Here is a 20,277-nt window from a genome sequence, read left to right on the forward strand (position 1 = left end):
CCACTGAGCTGAACTGACTGTTGATATGGACTATCCCGGAAACCTGTATGTCGTGGCAGCGCCCAGCGGCGCTGGCAAGTCGAGTCTGGTGAAGGCCTTGATGGAGCTGGATTCACGCGTCGTTCCATCGATCTCCCACACCACGCGGGCGCCGCGGGGCCAGGAGTTCCATGGGCGCGAGTACTACTTCGTGAGCCAGGACACCTTTGACCAGATGGTGATCCAGCAGGCGTTTCTGGAATGGGCCGAGGTCCACGGCAACCGGTATGGAACGTCCAAGCAGGTGATCGAGCAGCGCATGGCTCAAGGCGCCGATGTGGTGCTGGAGATCGACTACCAGGGCGCGATCCAGGTCAAACGCATTTTTCCGAATGCAGTCCTGGTGTTCATCCTGCCCCCCAGCCTGGAAGAACTGCGTTCGCGCCTGGAGCGACGGGCAGAAGACAGCGCCGATGTGATCGAGCTTCGCCTGCAGAACGCCGCCACCGAGATGCGGCACGCGCACGAGTTCGACTTCGTTATAATCAATGAGTTATTCGACCGGGCTCTGTTTGATCTCAAGGCCATCGTACACGCCCAACGCCTGAAATTTGCCGCCCAGCGCATCGCTCGCGGCGATACCTTCAAGGCGCTCAACATCCCCTGAACCCTGTTTCCACCGGAGCCCACCATGGCACGCATCACCGTCGAAGACTGTCTTCTTCAAATTCCCAACCGCTTTCAGCTGGTCTTGGCCGCGACCTACCGTGCCCGCATGCTGAGCCAGGGACACGCACCCAAAATCGAAAGCAAAAACAAGCCGGCCGTGACCGCCCTGCGCGAGATCGCCGACGGCAAGGTTGGACTGGAAATGCTCAAGAAGGTGCCGCTCTGAGCGCCTGGTCTTCCTCCCAAAAAACACCGCTGAGCGGTGTTTTTTTTTGCCTGCCCAGAGCCGTTGCAACAGCACGATAAGGACTTCAGGCGGAGACCAGCAGCGCAAGGAGCGCTGCCGCGCTAAAGTAGCGTCATGAGTCTCATGGTCGACACCTCCTCGCCCGAGCTGCCTGTGCCCCAGGCACGCCCGGCAGACAGCGCGGCTGCGGCCAGCTTTGCCGCGCTGGTGGGCAAGCTCGACTACCTCGGCCCGGACGACATTGAGCACATTCGTCAGGCGTACCGCTTTGCGGACGAGGCCCACCTGGGCCAGCTGCGCAAGAACGGCGACCCCTACATCACGCACCCGATCGCGGTGGCGGCGCAATGTGCCGAGTGGAAGCTGGACGCGCAGGCGATGATGGCTGCGCTGATGCACGATGCCATCGAAGACTGCGGCGTGACCAAGGAAGATCTGGTCCAGCGCTTCGGTGCGCCGGTGGCCGAGCTGGTGGATGGCCTGACCAAGCTGGAGAAACTCGAGTTCGACACCCGAGAGCAAAACCAGGCCGAGTCGTTTCGAAAAATGCTGCTGGCGATGGCCAAGGATGTGCGCGTCATCCTGATCAAGCTGGCCGACCGCACGCACAACATGCGCACCATGGGTGACATGCCGCGCGACAAGTGGCAGCGCATCAGCAGCGAAACGCTGGAAATTTACGCACCCATCGCCCATCGCCTGGGGCTGAATTTCACTTACCGCGAGCTGCAGGAACTGGCCTTTCGCTTTTTGCACCCGTGGCGTTTTGAGGTACTGGACAAAGCGCTCAACAAATCGCGCCACCGCCGTAGGGATCTGATCGAGCGGGTGAAGGAAGAGGTGGAGAAGCTGTTCATCGGGCACGGCTTGCAGGTGCGCATCATCGGGCGCGAGAAGACGCTGTATTCGGTCTACCGGAAGATGGACAGCAAGCATTTGTCGTTCTCCCAGGTGACCGATATCTACGGCTTTCGCATCATCGTGCCCGAGCTCACCGACTGCTACACGGGTATGGGTATCCTCCACCAGCTTTACAAGCCGGTGCCGGGAAAATTTCGCGACTATGTGGCCATTCCCAAGGTCAACGGCTACCAGTCGCTTCACACCACGTTGATCGGGCCGTTCGGCACCAACATCGAGTTCCAGCTGCGGACCCACGCCATGGACGTGGTGGCTGAATCGGGCGTGGCCGCCCACTGGCTCTACAAGGCCAGCGAGCCTGGCAGCGACACGTCGCAGCGCCTGGGCACGCAATGGCTGCAGTCGCTGCTCGACATCCAGCAGGAAACGCACGATGCCGCTGAATTCTGGGACCACATCAAGATTGACCTGTTTCCAGATGCGGTGTACGTGTTCACCCCACAGAGCAAGATTCTCTCGTTGCCCCGTGGTGCGACCGTGATGGACTTCGCCTACGCCATTCACAGTGGTGTGGGAAACCGCGCGGTGTCAGCACGCATCAACGGCGAAGAAGCGCCGCTGCGCACCGAGCTCAACAACGGTGACGTGGTCGAGATCATCACCGGCGACCACGCCGAGCCCAATCCGGCCTGGCTTTCGTTCGTCAAGACGGGCCGAGCGCGCTCCAAGATCCGCCACCACCTGAAGACCCTGGCTCAGGAGGAGTCTCACCTATTGGGCGAGCGCATGCTGACCCAGGCCCTGCGCTTCGAAGGCATTGCACAGCTGCCCAGCGAAGATGGCGAACACAAGGCGGCGTGGGAAAAGCTGTTGCGTTTTACCGGCAATCAGTCTCGCGGCGAGCTGCTGTCGGACATCGGCATGGGCAAGCGCATCGCCAGCATGGTGGGCAAGAAAATGGCGGTGTTGCTGTCAGAAAGTGGCCTCAAGCCCGATGCGCTGCTTATCAGCCACGAGCGCTACGCCAGCGGGCGCGAGGACTCGGCGTTGCAGGGCGTGGTCACCCTCGACGGCAGCGAGGGTGTGTCGGTCAAGTACGCCAACTGCTGCAAGCCGATTCCGGGTGACCGCATCGTGGGCTACCTGGGTCGCGGTGAAGGCCTGATGGTGCACGCAGAAGACTGTCCCACCGGTAAGCGCCTCCTTCTGCGCGACAGCGAGCGCTTTCTTCAAGTGGAATGGGCAGACGAACCCGTGCGCGCCTTCGAGACTGTGGTCACCATCACCGTCACCAACGGCAAAGGGGTGTTGGCGCGTGTGGCGTCGGCCATGGCCGCAGCCGAGGCCGACATCACCCACGTGGACATGGGGGATGAGCCCGCGCAGAATGCCACCGACATCCGATTCACCGTAGCAGTCCGTGACAGGCAGCACCTGGCCGCGGTGCTGCGCAGCCTCAAGCGCACGGCGTCTGTCCTCAGGGCGCAGCGCGCCAAGAACATGAGGCCTTGATCAGGCTGAGCCAGTACCGGCTGGGTAGCTCACGGACAGCACTTCCAGCTCCTGCGGTCCATCGGGCAGCACCAACCTGACCACATCGCCCTCGCGGGCCTTGATCAGCGCGCGTGCGACTGGCGAAATCCAGCTGATCTGCCCCTGGCTGGTGTCGGCCTCGTCCACGCCCAGGATGGTGACCTGAGTCTCACATCCTTCGCCATCGAGGTAGACCACGGTCGCACCAAAGAACACCTGGTCAGAGCCGTGATGCAACGAAGGATTCACCACCTCGGCGATTTCCAGGCGCCCGGTCAGAAAGCGGATGCGCCGGTCAATCTCGCGCAGCCGTTTCTTGCCATACAGGTAGTCTCCGTTCTCCGAACGGTCACCATTGCTGGCGGCCCAGTGCACGATGTCGACAATGCGGGGCCGCTCGTCGTCGATCAGGTTCATGAGTTCGGCGCGCAGTCGCTCGTAGCCACCCCGGGTGATGTAATTCTTGCCATCGGGCGCGAGCGGCGGCGCTGACGGCAAATCGTCGTCTTCTGGGTCGGTTTCTCGGGTGAAGGCCTTGCTCATGAGGTGGAGGATGGTGACACGATGGGCCAGAACCAGCCAAGCGCAGGACCCAAAGAAAAAGCCTGCAGCTTGTGGCTGCAGGCTTTTCATATGGTGCGGCTGGCAGGAATTGAACCCACGACCCCTTGGTTCGTAGCCAAGTACTCTATCCAACTGAGCTACAGCCGCTAAGCCTCATATTATAACCAGATTTCGGGTGGTAGGCCGTGTTGGACTTGAACCAACGACCAAAGGATTATGAGTCCTCTGCTCTGACCAACTGAGCTAACGGCCCGCAAGCTTAATTGTAGGCGCTGGGTTCAGCCGCCCTTGCTGTGGCTCAGCGCATTGCTCACCAGCTTGGCCGTGACGTCCACGATCTGGATCATGCGCTCATAGGGCATGCGCTGCGGGCCGATCACGCCCAGCGTACCCACCACCTGACCGTCCACCTCGTAGGGCGCAGTCACTACCGAGAGGCCTTCGTACGGCACGACCTGGCTTTCACCGCCGATGTAGATGCGCACACCATCGGCCTGGGCCGACACGTCGAGCAGCCGCAACAACTGCGTCTTCTGCTCGAACAGGTCGAACATGCGACGCAGGTTGCTCATGTCGCTGGAGAATTCGCTGACCGACAGCAGGTTGCGTTCGCCAGCCACCACCACCTCATCTTGCTCGGACGGATCGTCGGGGCTCACATCCACAGCGGCACGCATCAGGTCGGCAATTTCGCCGCGCAACCGGTCCACCTCGACCTTGAGCCGCTCACGCACCGCTTCCATGGTCAGCCCAGCGTAGTGCGCATTCAGGAAGTTCGCCGCCTCCAGCAGCTGCGACTGGGTGAAGTCGGTCTGGGTGTGGATGATGCGGTTCTGCACGTCGCCATCGGGCGACACGATGATCACCAGCACGCGCCGATCAGACAGGCTCAGGAACTCGATGTGACGAAACACCGAGCTGCGCCGCGGCGCCATCACCACGCCCACAAATTGCGACAGATTCGACAACATGTTGGCCGCGTGGCTGATCACGCGCTGCGGCTGGCCCGCTTCGATCCCAGGACTGGAGATGTCGCTGGGCACACTGAGCTTCTCACGCCGCACGGTCAGCATGGCGTCGACAAACAGCCGATAACCTCGTGCGGTGGGAATGCGCCCGGCCGAAGTGTGTGGACTGGCGATCAGCCCCAACTCTTCCAGGTCGCTCATCACGTTGCGGATGGTCGCCGGTGACAGCTCCATGCCAGCCGCTTTGGCCAGGGTGCGCGAGCCCACGGGTTGCCCGTCGGCGATGTAACGCTCGACCAGGGTCTTGAGCAGCAGATTGGCGCGGTCGTCCAGCATCGAGCCATTTTAAGGACAAGGTCACGGCCGTGGCGCTCCTTGCGGCAAGGGTTTCCGGGGAGCCGTCAACAGGCGCACGCATGTTGTAATCCGGCGATGAACCCGTCTGCTCCAGCCCGCTTCGCACTGGCCGCCATGCCAAGCGGGCTGCGCTTTGGGCACGTGGTCATCATCGGCAAGTACCAGGCGCCCGGCTCGCGCCACGCGGTCGAAGAGATTGCTCACTTTCTGCACGATGAGGGGTGTGAGGTCTCATTGGAGCGCGATACCGCCCTCAACACGGGCCTGAACCAGTACCCAGCGCTCGACGTGGCCGCCATGGGCAGTGCCTGCGACCTGGCCCTGGTGGTCGGAGGCGACGGCACCATGCTCGGAGTCGGACGGCAGCTGGCGCGCCATGGCCTGCCACTGGTGGGCGTGAACCAGGGCCGGCTGGGTTTCATCACCGACATCCCTTTCGAGACCTTTCGCGATTCGCTGCGCCCCATCCTGCACGGTGCATACGAAGAAGACGCGCGTGCCCTCATGGCAGCGTCGGTCTGGCGCGACGGGCGCTGCGTGTTCGAGGCCACCGCCCTCAACGACGTGGTGGTCAACCGGGGTGGCGTGGCCAGCATGATCGAATTGCGGGTGGAGGTGGACGGGCATTTTGTGGCCAACCAACGGGCTGATGGCCTGATCATCGCGTCCCCCACGGGTTCCACCGCCTACGCGCTGTCGGCCGGCGGACCGCTGCTGCACCCGTCCATCGCTGGCTGGGTGCTGGTGCCCATCGCGCCCCACACCTTGTCCAACCGGACCATCGTGCTGCCGTCGCACAGCGAGATCGCTGTCGAGATCGTCTCGGGCAAAGACGCCAGTGCCAATTTCGACATGCAGTCGCTCACCAGCCTGCTGCATGGCGACCGCATCGTCGTGCGCCGCTCGGAGCATGCGCTGCGCCTGCTGCACCCGGTGGGCTGGAGTTACTTCGACACGCTGCGAAAGAAACTTCACTGGAACGAAGGCGCCTGATTTCCCGGTCAGAATAGTGGCTTCGTTCCGTCCTGCCCGGACCTGCCAACGTCCCCGCTTCATGAGCCTTCGACGCATAGCCTTGCGCGACTTCGTCATCGTGCAATCCCTCGACCTGGACCTGTCCACCGGCTTTTCGGTGTTGACCGGAGAAACCGGCGCGGGCAAATCCATCCTGATCGACGCCTTGCAGCTCGCGCTTGGCGCGCGCGCTGAAAGCGGCGTGGTGCGCGAGGGTGCGGCGCGCTGCGAAATCGCGGCCGAATTCGATATCGGCGACAAAGTGGCAGCGTGGCTCGAAGACCAGGGATTCCCCATCGAAGACAGTCTGCTGCTGCGCCGCACGGTCGATGCCGATGGCCGCAGCCGTGCCTGGATCAACGGTGGCGCGGCAACCATGAGCCAGCTCAAGGCCCTGGCCGACGATCTGGTGGACATCCACGGACAACACGCCTGGCAATGCCTGACGCGTGCCGCCGCGGTTCGCGAATTGCTGGACGCCTACGCCGGCATCGATGGCACTTCGGCGCATACCGCCTGGGCTCACTGGCGCGAGCAACGCAAAGCGCTTCAAGCCGCCACCGAACGCCAGAACAGCTTGCGGCACGACAGCGAACGCCTGAGCTGGCAGATCACCGAACTGGACAAGCTCAGCCCCAGGCCTGAAGAATGGAGCGAACTCAATGCGCAACACGGGCGACTGGCCAATGCGCAGGGCTTGATTGACGCCGCAGAGCTGGCTGCCCGCTTGCTGGACGACCAGGAAGACAGCGCGATCGCCCTGATCCATCGGGCTCTCACCGCCTTGCGCGCTCAGGCACACATCGAACCCGCATTTGCCCAGAGCGTCGAAACGCTGGAGGCGGCGCTGGCTCAGGTGCAGGACATCGTGCACAGCCTGAATCAGGTCGCGCGCCACACCGACCAGGACCCAGCCAGTCTGGCCCGACTCGACAATCGGCTGTCGCAGTGGATGGCGCTGGCACGGCGCTACCGCAGCGCGCCCGAGGATCTGGCCGATCTGCATGCCCAATGGCGCGCGGAACTCGCCCAGATCGACCAGGCGCTTGATCTCGATGCCCTGCAGCGCGCAGAGCGAAAAGCCTGGCAGACTTTTGACGCCGAGATCCAGGCACTCAGCCGGTTGCGCCAGCAGGCTGCACCACGCCTGTCAAAAGCGGTCACCGCCACCATGCAGACTCTGGGCATGGGCGGCGGGCGCTTTGAGGTGAGCCTGCAGCGCCTGGACGAACCGCAAGCACACGGCTGGGAGCAGGTGGAGTTTCTCGTCGCGGGCCACGCTGGTGCGACACCGCGTCCCGTGGGCAAGGTCGCCTCAGGGGGCGAACTCTCGCGTATCGCTTTGGCCATCTCGGTCATCACCAGCCAGCTGGGGCAGGCGCCGACCCTGATTTTTGACGAGGTCGACGCCGGCGTGGGTGGCGCGGTGGCACAGACCGTGGGTCATCTGCTGCGCCAGCTCGGTCGGGATCGGCAGGTGCTGGCGGTCACCCACTTGCCCCAGGTCGCCGCCAGCGCCGACCACCACTTGCTGGTGAGCAAGCAGCGCAGTGGGCGCCAGACGCTGAGTTCGGTCCAGACAATTGCAGAAGACGCCAGGGTGAGCGAACTGGCCCGCATGCTCGGAGGCGGTGATGCTTCAGCAGCATCGCTGGCGCATGCGCGCGAAATGCTGACTTCCTGAGACCTGCGCCATGAACGATCCGCAAGAATCTCCCATCCGACTGGTGCTGGTCACAGGCATGTCCGGCTCGGGCAAGTCAGTCGCGCTGACCGCGCTGGAAGACGTGGGCTTTTACTGTGTCGACAACCTGCCACCCGAGCTGCTGGAGGCCTTCATCTCGCTTGAGCAAGGCCTGCGCGCGGACAAGGTGGCGATCGCCATGGATGTGCGCAGTGCCGGCTCGCTACCCGGTCTGCCACAACGCCTGGCACTGCTGCAGAACCGCCCTCAGCGCAGCGTTCACCTGACAACCGTGTTCCTCGACGCGACCACCGACACGCTGGTGCGCCGGTTCTCCGAGACCCGCCGCGTGCACCCGCTCTCGCTCAAGAGCGCCAACGACCAGCACCGCGCGCTCACCGACGCCATCGAGCACGAACGTGAACTGTTGGCCGAGCTGCGCGAGCAGGCGCTGGTGTTCGATACCAGCCTGATCCGACCGGCCCAGCTGCGCAGCCAGATCAAGGACTTGCTGGGTGCCACGCAGGCGCCGCTCACACTGGTGTTCGAATCGTTTGCGTTCAAGCGCGGCATCCCCATGGACGCCGACTTTGTCTTTGATGTGCGCATGCTGCCGAACCCGCACTACGAGCCCGAGCTGAAAGCCCTGACCGGGCGAGACGCTCCTGTGGCCCGTTTTCTGGCGGCACAACCCGAGGTGCTGCGCATGCGGGATCAGCTCACCGACTTCCTGCGCGACTGGTTGCCGCAAATGTTGCGTGATCACCGCAGCTACGTCACAGTGGCCATTGGTTGCACCGGGGGCCAGCACCGCTCGGTCTACCTGGCCGAGGCGCTGTCCCAAACCTTTGCATCCGACTGGTCCACCCGGGTGCGCCACCGGGAAATCGGCGACTGGCCGGCGCGCACCCAACGCGCCACCGACGTCGGCTGACTCGCGTCTTGGTCTCAGCTCGCGAGCTGCTGGTACAGACTGCGCACGGGCGCGGGCAAGCCAAGCGCAGCCAGTTCCGCAACGTTCACCCACACGCCTGGCGCCTGCCGCTCGGAGACCAACGCGCGGTCCACCTTAACCACCACCGGATACAGCCGCAGCTCGCGGTGGGTCAGGTTGTGGGTCATCGCCGGCAAGTGCTGAGCCGCCTGCCAGGCTTGCGCCGGCACACGCTGCTGCAGCTCGGCTTCGCTGCCCAGCACCGGCGGACAGAAGAGCCCAGCCCAGATGCCAGGCGCGGGACGGCGTTCCAGCCAGAAATCCATGCCGTCCGGGACCAGCGAAGGGCTTTTCAGCACCAGCAACCACCAGCTTTCCGCGCGGCGCTTGACCCTGGATGACTTCACCGGAAACTGCGTCACTGTCTGATTCGAACGGGCCTGACAGAGCGCCTGCACCGGGCACCGTTCACACAGCGGCTGGCTGCGCCGGCACACGGTGGCGCCCAGATCCATCAGACCTTGCGTGTAGGCACTCATGTCGGCCGGCGTGGGAGATGGCGGCAGCAGGCCCTGCGCCAGCGCCCAGAGCTGGCGCTGACTCGCCGCCTGTGCAAGATCCTGATCAAACGCCAGCAATCGCGCCAGCACCCGCCGCACATTGCCATCCACGATGGACACCCGCTCGCCAAAACAGAACGCCGCGATGGCCGCCGCAGTCGAGGCGCCAATGCCCGGCAATGTCTGCAACTGGGCCGCTGCTGGGGGAAACACACCGCCATGGTCTTGCACCACCACCTGGGCGCATCGATGCAGGTTGCGGGCCCTGGAGTAGTAACCCAGCCCGGCCCACAGACTCATCACGGCGTCGGCGGGCGCCTCAGCCAGCGAATGGACGTCGGGAAATCGCTGCAGAAAACGGTCGAAATAGGTGAGCACAGTGCTCACCTGGGTCTGCTGAAGCATGACCTCGGACAACCAGACCCGGTAAGGGTCTCGCGTCTGCTGCCAGGGCAGACCGTGCCGACCATGTTCCCGTTGCCAGGCGATCAGGCGCGGCGCAAACGCGGCCGGCAGCGGGTCCTGGCCCGCCGCCGCGGGCAAGGCGCTCATGCGAGCGCGACTTCGGCCGGGGCTTCTTCAGGCGAGGCCAGCAGGTGGTCGGTGAGCTCGGTGAGCTTGGCGTCGAGCAGGTTGAGCTCGGCCTGCTGCATCTGAAGCTCGCGAATGCGCTCGTTGAGCCCACCAGCCGCCTGCTGAATGCGCGAGACCGCTTCGATGCGACGACCAAAATTGCGCCGGCGTTCGCGCAGCTGAGCATCAAGCTGGGCAGCAGCCGACTTGTTCCAGAGTTCGACCTGGTTGACCGCGCTCTCGAAAACCACGCGCAAGCGGCTCATCAGCGCACGCGCCAGGCGTTCGCCAAATTCGGGCTGGGCCAGGCGCAAGGCATTGCCCAGGCTCAGGTACTGCAAGTGGCTCTTCTCGACCAGGTCGAGCTCTTTGATGTACTGGGCCAGATGGGGAGGCTCAGGCGCCTGCAAGGAAAACCCGTACTCCGCGTTCAAACCCTTGAAGCTGCCTTCCAGCATGGACTGGATTTCGCCCGCCAGGCGGTCAGCCTGCTGCAGGCCGGCGCGCAGACGGTCAAAAGTGTGGCCGTACACGCGCCGCACGCCCAGCTTGACGCCAGGCTGCTTGAGCGCGCGCGCCAGCTCCATCACTTCGGTCTTGAGTTGGGTCGCGCTCAACAGATCAAACAGGTCTTTGAGCAGCCGCAGGTGCACCGAACGCACTGCCTGGATCTTGGCGCCGCTGGCGTCGAAGTCAGCCTGTTCTTGCTCAATCCGCAAACGCATCTGCTTGATCACACCGGCATTCTTGCCGCGCAGACCTTCCAGCTCCTGCACTTGCTCCACCAGATCACGCGCCCGGATGTGCACCAGCCGCCCGGTTTCGTCGCGCAAGGCGTCGATGCCAGACGAAACGGCAGCGGTGAGGATCTTGCGGCGCTGTCCCAGAAGGCCAACGCCAAGCGCTGCCTCCAGCTCCAGCAGGTTGCTGGCCTCCAGCAGCTTCTCGTCGCGGTTGACCTTGGCCAGCAGGCCTTTCTGCGCCGACACTGCCAGCACCTGCCGTGGTGACAGGCCCAGGATGTCGGCCGAATCGGTGCGCTGCGACGCGATTTGCAGCTGAACCTGCTCGGGGGTGCTCAGGGCATCCCACATGGTGTCAATCTTGTTGAGCACCACGAGCCGCGCTTCGCGCCCTTCGCCCAGCGTGGCCAGGTGCTGACGCCAGATGGTCAGGTCGGATTTGGTCACACCGGTGTCGGCCGCGAGAATGAACACCACCGCGTGCGCTTGCGGCAACAGGCTCACCGTGAGCTCGGGCTCAGCGCCGATGGCGTTGAGCCCTGGCGTGTCCAGTATCACCAGGCCCTGCTTGAGCAGCGGGTGCGCCATGTTGATCAGCGCATGGCGCCACTTCGGCACTTCGATCAACCCGTCCGGACCGGGCAGCGGATTGTCTTCTGGCGTCTCTTCATTCCAGAAGCCGAGCGAGGCCGCTTCGGCCCGGCTGACCCGACGCACTTCGGCCACCTTGTGAATCGCCTTGGCCAGCTGCTTGGGATCGTTCACATCCAGGTCGACCCGCTCCCATTTGTTGGGTGCACTTCTCCAGTCCAGCAGCGACTGGGGTTGCAGGCGTGTCTCGATCGGCAGCAGCCGCAGGCAGGGCGGAATCTCGGCGTCGTAGGACAGCTCGGTGGGGCACATGGTGGTGCGCCCGGCGCTTGCCGGCATGATGCGCCGACCGTAACCAGCGAAAAAGACCGCGTTGATCAGCTCTGACTTGCCGCGCGAGAACTCGGCGACAAAGGCCACCATGATCTTGTCGCTCTTGACCTCGGCGTGAAGCTGCTCCAAGCGATCGCGCACGCCAGGCTGCATGAGGTCATGATCGATCAGCCACTCGGACAAGAGCTTGAGCCGCAAAGCAAACTGCTTGCGCCAAGCCCCGTGCTCGTCGAAATCCTGAATGAAGCTCATACACCGTGCTCTGAAGGAATCAGTCAATATAGCATCGCACCCGCGGCCGCCAACAGCGGAAAATTCACGGAATGGGGCCTGGCCACGGCTCAGGGCTTCTGACAGACCGGGCAAAAAAAGCTCGACCTCTGACCCTGGCGAAGGGTCTTGACCCGTGTCCCGCAAACGCGGCAGGGCTGGCCCGAGCGGCCGTAGACCATGGCATCGAGCTGAAAGTAGCCGCTCTGACCTTCGGCGCTGGAGAAATCTCGCAGCGTGCTGCCACCCAGCGCCAGCGCGCGCTGCAGCACCGTCACCACGGCTTGATGCAACCGACGTGCGGCGGGTTTGCTCAGCTGATCGGCGCGCCGGGTGGGGCGGATGCCGGCAAGGTACAAGGCCTCGGAAGCATAGATGTTGCCTACACCCACCACGATGTCGCCGGCCAACAGCACCTGCTTGATGCTGGCACGCCGCTGTTTCAGCCGCTGGTGAAAGGACACCGGATCAAAACCGGCCTCCAGCGGCTCCACGCCGAGCCCGCCCAGCAGCTTTTGCGCTACCGGGTCGTCCAGGGTCGCGGCGAATACCACCGCCCCAAACCTTCTGGGATCGTGCAACCGCAACCGTCCACGCGTGGTCACCAGTTCGAAGTGGTCGTGCGTGCCGCGCGGCGGCAGCTCGGCTGCAAACTGCAGGCTGCCCGACATGCCCAGGTGCAACAGCAGGCAGCCTTCGCCCAGCTCCACCAACAGATACTTACCGCGCCTGCCTACCGATTGCACCACCTGCCCGATCAAACGCTCGCGCTCCACTCCCAGAGGCCAGCGCAAGGGTTTGCCCAGTTGCAGGTCGATGATGCGGGCACCGGCGATGCGATCGGCAAAGCTGCGGCGGGTAACTTCGACTTCGGGCAGTTCGGGCATGAAAACCGTTCGTTGACTCAGGGTTCGGGAACGCCCGTGGGGCCATGGAATCTCAAGGCACGGGCTCTTTGGCCTTCCATTATCATGACCCGATGACCACTTTGCGCCGCGCCGATCAGGCCGAGTCCTTCTCTGATAAACCGGTGCGCAGCGAGGTCGGCTGGATGCTGGCGGCGGCGGTGGGACTGCTGGTGAGCGCCACGCCCCTTCACGCCCAAACTGCGACACCGGCGCCGACCCAGGCGGCGCCTGGGGTGACCAACTCGGCACTCACCGCGCCCCTTTTTTACCAACTGCTGCTCGGCGAACTCAAGGTGCGCGATGGTGACGCAGGCGCGGGTTTCTCGCTGCTGCTCGATGCCGCCCGCAAGCAACGCGATCCCGCGCTGTTCCGCCGTGCGGTCGAGGTGGCACTGCAAAACCGCTCGGGAGAGGCTGCCCTGACCGCTGCGCGCGCCTGGTCTGCCGACCTGCCGCAAGACCCCGAGGCCGACCGCTACCTGCTTCAGATTCTGCTGGCTCTCAATCGGGTGAGCGAAACCCCGCCGGTGTTGCGAGCTATCGTCGAGCGCAGCCCGGCGAACGAACGCAACAACACCCTCAACGCCATCCCGCAGACCTACGCCCGCATTCCCGACAAGGCGGCGGCGCTCGCGGCCGTGCGCGAAGCACTGAGCGACTCGTTGAGCAGGAACGACCGGGCGGCAGCGACCTGGACCACCATTGGTCGCATGCAGCTAGCGGCCGAGCAGGAGCCGGCTGCGCTGGCATCCATGCGCCAGGGTCATGCAGCCGACCCGGCCTCGCCTTTTCCCGCCTTGCTGGCGCTGGAGCTGTTCGAGCGCGGGCAGGCCGACGCTGAAGCGGTCATCCTGCGTCATCTGAAAGCCGCCGAAACGGGCGCCGGAACACGCGAACACTCGGTCGCCCTGAACTACGCCCGCGCGCTGCTGGACCTGCAGCGCAGCGCCGAAGCGCGCACCCAGCTGGACGCGCTCACCGCCCGCCATCCCGACCTCCCTGAACCCTGGCTGCTCCTGGCCACCTTGCAGGTGCAGTCCAACGCCCTGCCCGCGGCCACGCAATCCCTGCAGACCTACATGACGCTGGCTCGCCAGTCCAGCAACGAGCGCACTGCGCGCGGACTCACCCAGGCCTACCTGCTGATGGCACAAATCGCCGAGAAGCAGAAAGACTTCTCCGCCGCCAACGCCTGGCTGGACCGGATCGAAAATGCCGACGACATCATGGAGGCACAGATGCGGCGCGCCTCGCTGCTGGCACGCCAGGGGCAGCTTGACCAGGCACGTGCGCTGCTGCGCAACCAGCCGGAGCGGCGCGAGGGTGACGCGCGCCTGAAGCTGGTGGCCGAGGCGCGGCTGCTGCGCGACCTCAAGCTGTACGAGGCGTCATATGAGGTGTACGGCGAGGCGGTCAAGCGCTTCCCGCAAGACACCGACCTGCTTTACGACCAGGCCATGATGGCCGAGAAGGCCGACCGCCTGCCCGAGATGGAGCGGTTGTTGCGCCAGCTGATTGCCGCCAGGCCCGACTACCACCATGCCTACAACGCGCTGGGGTACTCGCTGGCAGACCGCAACATCCGCCTGCCTGAGGCCAAGCAGCTGATCGAAAAGGCGGTGTCGCTGGCGCCCAACGACGCCTACATCCAAGACAGCCTGGCCTGGGTCGAATACCGCCTGGGCAACAACGAGCGCGCACTGGAGATTCTGCAGGCGGCCTACGCCAAGCGGCCCGACGCCGAGATCGCTGCCCACCTGGGTGAGGTGCTGTGGGTGCTGGGACAGCGCGAACAGGCGCTCAAGATCTGGCGTGAGGGTCTCTTGCTGGCGAGCGACAACGAGACCCTGCAAGAAACGCTCAAGCGATTTCAGGTCAAACCGTGAGCGACCCGACAGCGCCGGCCGGCCTCGCCCAGCGTCGCCGGCTGCTGGGTGGTCTGTTGGCTGCGCCGCTTGTGCTGGTGGCCTGTGCGACGCCGCCGGACTCAAGCTCCTCAAAGACTGAAGCCTGGAGCGGGCGGCTGGCCTTGCGCGTGGACAGCGTCCCGCCTCAGTCGTTCTCTGCCGGCTTCGACCTGCGCGGCGCGCCCGACGCCGGCGAACTGCTGCTCAGCTCGCCATTGGGCAATACGATCGCCCAGGTGCGCTGGTCATCAGCGGGGGCAGAGTTGCAGCAAGGTGGTCAGGTACAGCGCCGCGCCAGCCTGGACGAGCTCACCACCGAGCTCAGCGGCACCGCGCTTCCTGTGGCGGCCCTGTTCGGCTGGCTGCGTGGCGACAACCCGGCAAGCGCGGGCTGGACAGCTGACCTGTCTCAACAAAGCCAAGGCCGTATCACTGCGCGACGCGAAAGCCCCTTGCCCACCGCCGAGCTGCGCCTGCTGTTTTTGCCATGACGACGTCAGGGGCTGTCAAACCAATGAACTCGCTGCACGATGTGCCGGCGCCAGCCAAACTCAACCTGTTTTTGCACATCACCGGTCGCCGCCCAGATGGCTACCACCTGCTGCAGTCGGCCTTCATGTTGATTGACTGGAGTGACCGCCTGCATTTTGAACGGCGAGCGAGCGGTCAGATCAGCCGGGAAGACCTGAGCGGTGTTGGTCTGCCGGCCGATGACCTGTGCACCCAGGCGGCCAGGACGCTTCAAAGGGTGACGGGCTGTTCTTTCGGGGTGCACATCGGTCTGGACAAGCGTTTGCCGGCCGAAGCGGGCCTGGGCGGCGGCTCATCCGATGCCGCCAGCTGCCTGCTGGCGCTCAACCGGCTCTGGGGCCTGGGGCTGCGCCGACACCAGCTGGCCGAGATCGGCCTCCAGCTCGGCGCCGACGTTCCATTTTTCGTGTACGGGCGCAACGCCTGGGTGGAAGGCGTGGGCGAGCAGATCACACCGATCTCGCTGGCGCCTGCCCGATTTGTGGTGGTCAAGCCACCAGCAGGTGCTTCCACCCCACGCATCTTTGGTGACGCCTCACTCAAACGCGACACGGAAACTGCTACAATCCAAGGCTTTGCTGCAAAAGACCAAACCGACCAACAGTTTGTGCCGTTGCGGTGCGAAATCGGGCAATTGCTGGATTTTGGCCACAACGACTTGCAACCGGTGGTAGAGCGCTTGTGCCCGGAGATGTCGGAATGCCTGCAGTGGCTTGCAACCCACGGCCTGCAGGGCCGAATGACCGGCTCGGGCACCGCGGTTTTTGCGCAGCTGCCGCAGGCGATGGACTTCTCCGATGCCCCGCCGCATTGGGTGGTTCAAGTCTGCAGCAACATGGATGCGCATCCATTGCTGGACTGGTGTTCCGATTAGAATCGGATTTCGCATCAGTTCGGGCAGTTGATGCGTGACCTGCGACGTTTTTGGGTGGACTGAAACAGCCTTGGTGCCGATCAGTTGACCTGCGTAGGGGAGTCGCCAAGTTGGTAAAGGCACTGGATTTTGATTCCAGCATGCGAGGGTTCGAGTCCTTCCTCCCCTGCCACTCACTTTGTTCACATCACGCACCGGGTCTGCCGCTGCAAACACCGCCAGCGCCGCGCTTCAACGCTATGGATGCAGCTTACACCGCCATGCAGGTTCAGCCTCCGGACTTCATGATCTTCACCGGCAACGCCAACCCGGTGTTGGCTGCGGAGATCGCACACAGTCTGGGTACCCAGCTCGGCTCGGCCAATGTGGGTCGGTTCTCGGATGGCGAAGTCACGGTGGAGATCACCCAGAACGTGCGCGCTCGCCACGCGTTCGTGATCCAGTCCACCTGTGCCCCGACCAACGAAAACCTGATGGAGCTCATCATCATGGTCGACGCGCTCAAGCGCGCGTCTGCGGTCAGCATCTCTGCGGTGATTCCCTACTACGGCTATGCCCGCCAGGACCGCCGTCCGCGCTCCAGTCGCGTGCCGATATCGGCCAAGGTCGTGGCCAACATGCTGCAGGCTGTGGGCGTGAGCCGCGTACTCACCATGGACCTGCACGCGGACCAGATCCAGGGCTTTTTCGACATTCCGGTGGACAACATCTACGCCTCGCCGGTGTTGCTGGGCGATCTGCGCCAGAAGAACTACACCGACCTGCTGGTGGTCTCGCCGGATGTGGGTGGCGTGGTGCGCGCACGTGCGCTGGCCAAGCAGCTCAACTGCGACATGGCCATCATCGACAAGCGCCGTCCCAAGGCCAACGTGTCGGAAGTGATGCACGTCATCGGCGACATCGAAGGCCGTAACTGCGTGATCATGGATGACATGATCGACACCGCCGGCACCCTGGTGAAGGCGGCCGAGGTGCTCAAGGAGCGCGGCGCCAAGAACGTCTACGCCTACTGCACCCACCCCATCTTTTCCGGTCCCGCCATCGAACGCATCGCCAAAGGCGACGCACTGGATGAAGTGGTCGTGACCAACACCATTCCCTTGTCGCAAGCCGCCCAGGCCTGCAAGAAGATCCGCCAGCTCTCCGTGGCACCGTTGATGGCCGAAACCATCGCGCGCATTGCCTCGGGTGAGTCGGTCATGAGTTTGTTTGCCGATCAGGACAACCTGTTCTGACGGCAGCAAAAAGCGAACTGTGCAATCGGCACGGTTCTTTTCAACCCGAGGCGTTCTGGTCGCGGAACCCCTCAACAGGAGTCAGTCATGCAATTTGTCGCTTTTGAGCGCGCCAAGCAGGGTACGGGTGCGAGCCGCCGTCTGCGCAACACCGGTCGCGCGCCCGGTATCGTGTTTGGTGGCGAGGCCGCACCGGTCACCATCGAACTGGATCACAACGCCTTGTGGCACGCGTTGAAGAAGGAGACGTTCCACGCCTCCATTCTCGACATGGAGCTGGCTGGCAAGACCCACAAAGTGCTGCTGCGCGATGTGCAGTACCACCCCTACAAGCCGCAGGTGCTGCACGTGGACTTCCAGCGCGTGGACGAAAAAACCCGGCTGCACAAGAAAGTGCCGCTGCACTTTGTCAACGCCGAGAACTCGGAAGCGGTCAAAACCGACAAGTGCGTGGTCAACCACGTCATGACCGAGATTGAAGTGGAATGCCTGGCCATGCAACTGCCCGAATTCATCGAGGTGGACCTGGGCAATGCCAAGAAGGGCGACACCATCCACGCCCGCGACCTCGTCATGCCCAAGGGCATCAAGCGAGTCACCCACGGCCGCACCAACCTGACGGTGGCCACCCTGGTGCCACCGAAGGTGGAAGAGGTCGTGGCCGCTCCGGTGGATGCCGCACCTGCCGACGACAAAAAAGGCAAGAAGAAAAAGTAAGCCGGCCGATGGGGCGGGGCAACAGGTCCCAGCCACCCAGCCCGCACAGCAGCCCGCTCACGCGGGCTGTTGCTTTTTGGCTCACCCATAATCCCGACCATGATCCGACTCATCGCCGGCCTGGGCAACCCGGGTCCCGAATACGAAGACACTCGCCACAACGCCGGCTTCTGGTGGGTCGATGAGGTGGCGCGGGCGCTCAAGACGCCGCTGCAAATGGAGCGCGGGCACTTTGGCCTGCTGGGTCGCGCCAACGTGGCGGGGCAAACGGTGTGGCTGACCGAACCTCAGACCTTCATGAACCTCTCGGGCAAATGTGTCGCCTCGGTGGCGCGCTTCTACAAGATCACGCCCGAAGAAGTGCTCGTGGTGCACGACGAGCTCGACCTGCCACCGGGTGAAGCCAAGCTCAAGCGTGGAGGCGGTCACGCAGGCCACAACGGGTTGCGCGACATCCACGGCCAGCTCGGCAGCGCCGACTACTGGCGTCTGCGCATCGGCATCGGTCATCCTGGCAACAAGAGCGAGGTGGCCAACTGGGTGCTGAAGAAACCTTCCCCAGATGACCGAATCGCCATCGCACAGACGCTGGACCGTTGCCTGAAGGCACTGCCCCACCTGATCGCGGGCGAGATGGACAAGGCCACCGCGCTGATCCACACCAGCAAGCCCCCTCGGCCCAAGCCAGCGCGCCCTGTGCCCAAGGCTTCAGCCGACGATCAGACACCGCCCCCGGACGAGGCCGGCGAAGGCCTGGCAGACCCCGATCCCGCTGGCTGAGCCTCGCCCTGCAGGCGCTGGTACTTCTGCCACAGCGTCTCGCGCGACTCCACATGGTCGGGGTGAATGGGAATGCAGCTCACCGGGCAGACCTGGACACATTGCGGCTCGTCGAAATGCCCCACGCACTCGGTGCACTTGGACGGATCGATCTCGTAGATCTCCTCGCCCATGTAGATCGCCTGGTTCGGGCATTCGGGTTCGCACACATCGCAGTTGATGCACTCGTCGGTGATCATCAAAGCCACGGCGTACTCCCAGTGATCTCGGAACAGGCAAAAGCGCTTTGCATGGCTAGGCCTGCACCGGAGGCGTAAGCAGGCGAGCGGCCACATGGGGGCTCACCATCTGAGACACATCGCCTCCCAGATAGGATATTTCGCGCACCAGCGTGCTGGAGATGCACTGCAACGGCGCATCAGGCAGCAAGAACACGGTTTCGACCGAGGGCAGCAGCTTGCGGTTCATCGCGGCCATTTGCGCTTCGTAATCAAAGTCGGTCAGGTTGCGGATGCCGCGCACCACCGCACAAGCGCGCTGCTCGCGGCAGAAATCCATGATGAGGCCGTCAAACGGCAGCACGCGCACCTGGCCTGGCAGCTGGGCGGCCGCCTCACTGGCCATCGCGAGCCGGTCCTTCAGGCCAAAGCGGGTCTTTTTGTGGTGCGCCATGGCCACCGCGATGATCACCTCGTCAAACAGCTGCGCCGCGCGCCGCGCCACGTCCTCGTGCCCGCGGGTGACGGGGTCGAAGGTGCCGCTGTAAACCGCGATGCGGGGCGTGGCCGTGTCCATGGAAAGGATTATGCGTGAGGCCTCGTGCCCAACGCCTCACTGGGCACTCAGTAGCCGCAACAGGTGAAAGGCCACCGCGCCGGCCTTGCCTTGCCGATGGACCTCCAGGCCCAGCGGGTCCAGCGCTTCTGCGCTCCAGGGGTGAGGCGCTTCCAGGTAAATAAGGCCCTCGGGGCGCAGGGTGGCGCGGGCGGCCAGCAGGGCCGCCGTGAACAGCGCTTCGTTCTCACCCTCGGCAAACGGTGGATCCAGAAACACCAGGTCCAGCCCTTGTCCGGCTCGCTGTCTCAGGGAGGCCACTGCGTCGCCACGCTCGATGCGCAGGGCTTGCGCATCCTGCAACCGCGCCTTGAGCTGGTTCAGGCGGGCCAGCAGCGCCGCGTCCTGCTCCACCAGCACCACCTCGGCTGCGCCCCGCGAAGCCGCTTCCAGCCCCAGCGCACCGGTGCCAGCAAAGGCGTCCACGCAACGCCAGCCGCTCAGGTCCTGGCCCAGCCAGTTGAACAGGGTCTCACGCACCCGCGCCGGCGTGGGGCGCAAGCCGGGACGCTGCAGCACCGGCAGCGGTGTGCGCTTCCAGCGCCCGCCGATCAGGCGCACTTCCTGGGGTGCGGCAGCGGTGCGAGGTGGTTTGGAGGGCTTCATGGCCC

The 20,277-nt window shown here is 64.2% G+C and carries 20 protein-coding genes and 3 tRNA genes; 13 read left to right on the plus strand and 10 right to left on the minus strand.

What is annotated here, in order from left to right; genetic code table 11:
* Positions 1–25 precede the first annotated feature (25 nt).
* The 3 genes from gmk to QUV25_RS01420 all read left to right on the plus strand — a co-directional run bounded on the left by gmk (position 26) and on the right by QUV25_RS01420 (position 3,268).
* Positions 26–646 (plus strand): guanylate kinase, encoded by a 621-nt coding sequence (gmk, locus tag QUV25_RS01410; protein ID WP_300860751.1) that lies wholly within the window; start codon positions 26–28, stop codon positions 644–646.
* A 24-nt stretch (positions 647–670) separates the two neighbouring features.
* A complete protein-coding gene (gene rpoZ, locus QUV25_RS01415; protein ID WP_300860752.1) occupies positions 671–874 on the plus strand; it encodes a DNA-directed RNA polymerase subunit omega in 204 nt (67 codons plus the stop codon).
* 135 nt (positions 875–1,009) lie between these two features.
* On the plus strand, positions 1,010–3,268 hold the full coding sequence (locus tag QUV25_RS01420; RefSeq protein ID WP_300860753.1) for a bifunctional (p)ppGpp synthetase/guanosine-3',5'-bis(diphosphate) 3'-pyrophosphohydrolase: 2,259 nt from the start codon (positions 1,010–1,012) through the stop codon (positions 3,266–3,268).
* On the opposite strand, the gene greB is transcribed toward QUV25_RS01420, so the two are convergent.
* From greB to hrcA, 4 genes are all read right to left on the minus strand, one after another.
* Positions 3,269–3,832: a transcription elongation factor GreB gene (gene greB, locus QUV25_RS01425; protein WP_300860754.1), complete on the minus strand. Its 564-nt coding sequence runs from the start codon at positions 3,830–3,832 to the stop codon at positions 3,269–3,271.
* A 91-nt stretch (positions 3,833–3,923) separates the two neighbouring features.
* Positions 3,924–4,000: transfer RNA gene (locus QUV25_RS01430), tRNA-Arg, on the minus strand.
* Positions 4,001–4,029: 29 nt separating this feature from the next.
* A tRNA-Ile gene (locus QUV25_RS01435) sits at positions 4,030–4,106 on the minus strand.
* 25 nt (positions 4,107–4,131) lie between these two features.
* A complete protein-coding gene (hrcA, locus tag QUV25_RS01440; RefSeq protein ID WP_300860755.1) occupies positions 4,132–5,157 on the minus strand; it encodes a heat-inducible transcriptional repressor HrcA in 1,026 nt (341 codons plus the stop codon).
* A gap of 135 nt (positions 5,158–5,292) precedes the next feature.
* Between hrcA and QUV25_RS01445 the strand changes: the two genes are divergently transcribed.
* The 3 genes from QUV25_RS01445 to rapZ all read left to right on the plus strand — a co-directional run bounded on the left by QUV25_RS01445 (position 5,293) and on the right by rapZ (position 8,810).
* Positions 5,293–6,171 (plus strand): NAD kinase, encoded by an 879-nt coding sequence (locus tag QUV25_RS01445; protein WP_300861977.1) that lies wholly within the window; start codon positions 5,293–5,295, stop codon positions 6,169–6,171.
* Positions 6,172–6,232: 61 nt separating this feature from the next.
* Positions 6,233–7,876: a DNA repair protein RecN gene (gene recN, locus QUV25_RS01450; RefSeq protein ID WP_300860756.1), complete on the plus strand. Its 1,644-nt coding sequence runs from the start codon at positions 6,233–6,235 to the stop codon at positions 7,874–7,876.
* A gap of 10 nt (positions 7,877–7,886) precedes the next feature.
* Positions 7,887–8,810, plus strand: coding sequence for an RNase adapter RapZ (gene rapZ / locus QUV25_RS01455; RefSeq protein WP_300860757.1), 924 nt, complete (start codon positions 7,887–7,889; stop codon positions 8,808–8,810).
* A gap of 14 nt (positions 8,811–8,824) precedes the next feature.
* Here the strand turns inward: rapZ and mutY are convergent, their stop codons facing one another.
* The 3 genes from mutY to mutM all read right to left on the minus strand — a co-directional run bounded on the left by mutY (position 8,825) and on the right by mutM (position 12,767).
* Positions 8,825–9,922, minus strand: a complete 1,098-nt coding sequence (gene mutY, locus QUV25_RS01460; protein ID WP_300860758.1) for an A/G-specific adenine glycosylase — start codon at positions 9,920–9,922, stop codon at positions 8,825–8,827.
* Positions 9,919–11,862 carry a dynamin family protein gene (locus tag QUV25_RS01465; protein ID WP_300860759.1) on the minus strand — a complete coding sequence of 648 codons (1,944 nt, stop codon included), beginning with the start codon at positions 11,860–11,862 and terminating at the stop codon, positions 9,919–9,921. Before QUV25_RS01465 ends, mutY begins: the two co-directional genes overlap by 4 nt.
* Positions 11,863–11,951: 89 nt before the next feature.
* A complete protein-coding gene (mutM, locus tag QUV25_RS01470; RefSeq protein WP_300860760.1) occupies positions 11,952–12,767 on the minus strand; it encodes a bifunctional DNA-formamidopyrimidine glycosylase/DNA-(apurinic or apyrimidinic site) lyase in 816 nt (271 codons plus the stop codon).
* Positions 12,768–12,859: 92 nt separating this feature from the next.
* Here mutM and QUV25_RS01475 point away from each other — a divergent pair, with 92 nt between their 5' ends.
* The 7 genes from QUV25_RS01475 (at position 12,860) to pth (ending at position 18,832) form a co-directional block, all read left to right on the plus strand.
* Positions 12,860–14,674, plus strand: a complete 1,815-nt coding sequence (locus QUV25_RS01475) for a tetratricopeptide repeat protein (protein ID WP_300860762.1) — start codon at positions 12,860–12,862, stop codon at positions 14,672–14,674.
* Positions 14,671–15,186, plus strand: a complete 516-nt coding sequence (locus QUV25_RS01480) for an outer membrane lipoprotein LolB (RefSeq protein ID WP_300860763.1) — start codon at positions 14,671–14,673, stop codon at positions 15,184–15,186. Before QUV25_RS01475 ends, QUV25_RS01480 begins: the two co-directional genes overlap by 4 nt.
* 23 nt (positions 15,187–15,209) lie before the next feature.
* Positions 15,210–16,100, plus strand: coding sequence for a 4-(cytidine 5'-diphospho)-2-C-methyl-D-erythritol kinase (ispE, locus tag QUV25_RS01485; RefSeq protein WP_300860764.1), 891 nt, complete (start codon positions 15,210–15,212; stop codon positions 16,098–16,100).
* Positions 16,101–16,195: 95 nt separating this feature from the next.
* A tRNA-Gln gene (locus QUV25_RS01490) sits at positions 16,196–16,272 on the plus strand.
* An 88-nt stretch (positions 16,273–16,360) separates the two neighbouring features.
* A complete protein-coding gene (locus QUV25_RS01495) occupies positions 16,361–17,335 on the plus strand; it encodes a ribose-phosphate pyrophosphokinase (RefSeq protein ID WP_300861979.1) in 975 nt (324 codons plus the stop codon).
* An 87-nt stretch (positions 17,336–17,422) separates the two neighbouring features.
* On the plus strand, positions 17,423–18,052 hold the full coding sequence (locus tag QUV25_RS01500) for a 50S ribosomal protein L25/general stress protein Ctc (protein WP_300860766.1): 630 nt from the start codon (positions 17,423–17,425) through the stop codon (positions 18,050–18,052).
* Between the two features lie 99 nt (positions 18,053–18,151).
* Positions 18,152–18,832: an aminoacyl-tRNA hydrolase gene (gene pth / locus QUV25_RS01505; RefSeq protein WP_300860767.1), complete on the plus strand. Its 681-nt coding sequence runs from the start codon at positions 18,152–18,154 to the stop codon at positions 18,830–18,832.
* On the opposite strand, the gene QUV25_RS01510 is transcribed toward pth, so the two are convergent.
* The 3 genes from QUV25_RS01510 to rsmD are packed head-to-tail and all read right to left on the minus strand — an operon-like array spanning position 18,772 to position 20,272.
* Positions 18,772–19,080, minus strand: coding sequence for a YfhL family 4Fe-4S dicluster ferredoxin (locus QUV25_RS01510; RefSeq protein ID WP_300860769.1), 309 nt, complete (start codon positions 19,078–19,080; stop codon positions 18,772–18,774). The genes pth and QUV25_RS01510 overlap by 61 nt on opposite strands.
* A 46-nt stretch (positions 19,081–19,126) precedes the next feature.
* Entirely contained in the window at positions 19,127–19,627 is a 501-nt protein-coding gene (gene coaD / locus QUV25_RS01515) for a pantetheine-phosphate adenylyltransferase (RefSeq protein WP_300860770.1), read from the minus strand.
* A gap of 36 nt (positions 19,628–19,663) precedes the next feature.
* Entirely contained in the window at positions 19,664–20,272 is a 609-nt protein-coding gene (gene rsmD / locus QUV25_RS01520; protein WP_300860771.1) for a 16S rRNA (guanine(966)-N(2))-methyltransferase RsmD, read from the minus strand.
* Between the last annotated feature and the right edge of the window lie 5 nt (positions 20,273–20,277).

The sequence above is a fragment of the Hydrogenophaga sp. genome, from assembly GCF_030373245.1.
Classification (GTDB): domain Bacteria; phylum Pseudomonadota; class Gammaproteobacteria; order Burkholderiales; family Burkholderiaceae_C; genus Hydrogenophaga.